This window comes from Flavitalea antarctica (assembly GCF_054461535.1).
Map to the genome: position 1 here is coordinate 1 of NZ_JBTLQG010000080.1, position 3,290 is coordinate 3,290.

The following is a 3,290-nucleotide window of genomic DNA, read 5'->3' on the forward strand; positions in this document are numbered from 1 at the left end:
GGTCACCGTAACTATTCCTCCAAGGATTTCTGCTCTTCCCCGGAAAAGAACAAATCCGCCAAGTCGGTCTTCTGTACTGCTTAACAGCATCTCCACGCCGGCGGCGAAATATACACTCACACTCCCAATCACCGGAAGCGCCACTACGGCTTCAACCCCAAAACCGAACTTCATATAAAGCGCCGGCCCAGCTACGCTGTCACCACTAATCCGAACTGTAGCCTGGCCTACAGCATATATACTTCCGACACCAACACTCAGGCACATCACACTAAGCTTGGCATAAAACTCTACAAAAGCACCAGCGCTTGGCGCCTGGATCCCATTGGTTGGCGGAATCGGGATAGCGACATTAAAGTAAACACCGGCTTTAAGATTTGCCTCAAGCCGAAGCGGGGCGGCGGCAGTATCCAGGTTGGCTGGTGGGAAACGTACCACCGGAATTTGTTTGTCTGCCTGGAACTTGTACTCCCAATTGTTGGGACTGTTACTCATTGCAATCTTGAGCCCCTTAACCAGGATGTCTTTATAACTGCTATTAATGGATAGTTCGGATAACAAAACAAGTATATCATAAACCGGGCGGAGCTTCTCGCCAAACTCCATAATTGGTTCAATAAAACTCGGGGGCTTACCTTTTTCAGTCTGGAACTTTCCACGAATAGTCAGAATTTTTTTGAAGGTGCCAAGATCAACATTCATGGAGATATCGTTCATCTTGTTAGCCCATGCACCAGCTGTGCTGTTGATGTCGAGATTAAGCATCGATGCCAGGGGTGCACCATTGTTATCTTTCGAAAGATACTCGATATAAAGCTTCACCACTGGTGTGTTGATCAGGTACCAATCTCCTTCTATCTTCTGCTCAAGTTTTTTGAGAGGATCAATTTTATTGAGCAGCTCGAAGCCTTTCTCTTTGATCTGCATTTCAAACTCGCTGCCGATTTTTGCTATAGAAGGAAGCCCTTCCAGCTTCGGAAAAATTCCTTTACTGTTCATCAGGTGATAGGCGTCGGCAAGATCAGGAACACTACCTTTTAATATCTTAATACCGTTTTCAAACAAGGGATTCCGGAACAGCACTTTGTTTTCGCCAGTGCTTTGTAAAAAGCCATACTGTTTCGCACGGGTCTCCAACGGCTTGAATAGTTCAGTAGCCTCCGCTACATTAACCGGTTTGTCCGTTTTGTTTTGAGTATAAGTCAATTCACCGGTGTCGAATTTCCGCTCACCTTCCCGCACTAGTGGAATAACATCATTGCCCGCAAGTGGTAATACTTCTTTAGTACTCAGGTTGTGTTGTACCACGGTCCAACTTCCGTCCTTAGGCAATACAGGTGTTCCTTTCGCAGCTGCTATAAATACCCGGTTGCCACCGGCATCAATAGCCGGATTTACGTCAACCCTTGTGACCCGCATCGGCTGGCCACTCTTATTAATATCTACCAGGCAATCAACCGGGCCACCCAGGCCTTGCATAAGTGTTAGTAAACTTGCAAAATCTTCTTTGGCAATAAATACTCCACGCGGCGACAGTTGCAGATAACCCAACATACGCTGACCTGAAACCCGGCCATTGCTGGCACCCTGGGTTACATTATCGATTTCAACATCTGCATCAAAATACACAGGTACAAGGTCCACCTCTAACGACTGACCCGCGTTTGGTGGCCTGACAGGTTGAGGCAACCCATCATCGTCAATATATAAACCATAATTTTTTACCCACGGTTTCTGAAACTTCATCAACACGGGGTCCTCCTTGATATTCCGGACATTGTAAACGCCCTCGACCATCCCCGGGTGAAACACATAGGTGTTTTTATTCTCCTCGGCTAATACATCATCGGCTACCTCACCAGGCTCAACCGGACTCCGGAAATCATAGATACCATCGCTCTCCGCTTTCCAGCCGCTATCAGTGCGCCATGGAAAACCATTGCTGCCGCGGTAGATGGTAATAGTTCTGACCACACGTATTCCCCATGGATAGATAACACTTTTCACCTGCACAACTTCATGGGCAGTCCGACCCCGCCAAACATCAAACATTACCTGCGAGGTTTCTGCCAGCGCAGCCTTCGGGCTTATCCAATGACTGAAAACATTTGCCCCATAACCACTGAAATCATATCGCTCCAAAGGCATGATCTTGTCCGGATCAAAACCAGTAAGATTACCAAATTCGCGATTGAAGATCTTTGTTACACTGCCAGAGAGCACACTTCGGTTATTCGTTGCCGGTATGAACAGGTTATTGATGTTTGCCAGTTGGTGTACGCTGCCTTTGAACCGGCTGTTTTTTTCTTTCGGCTCCGGATAACCAACCGTTTTTAACTGGAGACCGGTGCTGAGTTCGCCGGGGAATTTTTCATCGATCAATTCAACAACCGGTCGTTTACCCTGATACGTATAATACATACCAAGCGCCATCATACCGTTTGATAAAGTAAAATAACTCCATAGGGATAATTCTTCCCGTTTATATAAGGCTGTCAGACGTTCAGTTAAGGGAAGTGGAGCAAGGGTTACAGGTTTATTACCCGTATTTGCTATCTGTACCGGAACACCATCATTTAAGAAATATAGAATTCCCGGATAGGGATCCTCGGCAGTATTTACTACATCGGAATTGGTGATCATCGGCTCCCAGCTGATCTGTGGCAACGCGTAAATCTGCACCAGCCGGCTCGTTGCCTGCACGTCGAGACCGTCGATACTCAAAGGACTACCCTGTATATCTTCCCTCACAGTATGTGTTCGTTCAAACAGAAAATCATCATTGGCAAATGCAAGGCTTACGCCCATCAGGTCAGCTGCTGTACTAACATCCAGTAAAGTAAAGGCGTTACTGAACAGTGAAATCCTGTCCCCGCGCGAAATGGCCCGGTTTGTATTCATCATCATTTCCGCCTGCTTCACAAATGCATTGCTACTACCCCGCGGATCGTCAGTTACCGCCGCCCAGTCTTTCGCTTGTATAGCAGCAAAACGTTCCCATAAGGATCGCTGGATACTGTCAAGTACCTGCCCGTTTTTCAGATCTTCGGGTTTAAGGATCGGCGGTTGCGAAGCTGCGATCGCGTTGAAAGTTCCGGCAACAGTGGCGTTAGCCGGCTTATCACCAAGAAAAAACTTCACTGCAGGTTCATCACGATTTACCCATGTCATGTTGCAAACCAGCAGGGCGGTGATATCTGTCAAAAAATACCTGTTATTATCCTGCTGATGGTTAGCCCGCCCTTTGCGGCGACGTAACAATGAAACATTGGCGGCATAAGGGTCCGGCA

General features: G+C 47.2%; 1 protein-coding gene. It reads right to left on the minus strand.

From position 1 onward, the window contains the following. Positions 1–3,204 (minus strand): hypothetical protein (locus ACX0G7_RS27240; protein WP_458926707.1); only part of this gene is annotated, 3,204 nt, incomplete at its 3' end. Positions 3,205–3,290: the final 86 nt, after the last annotated feature.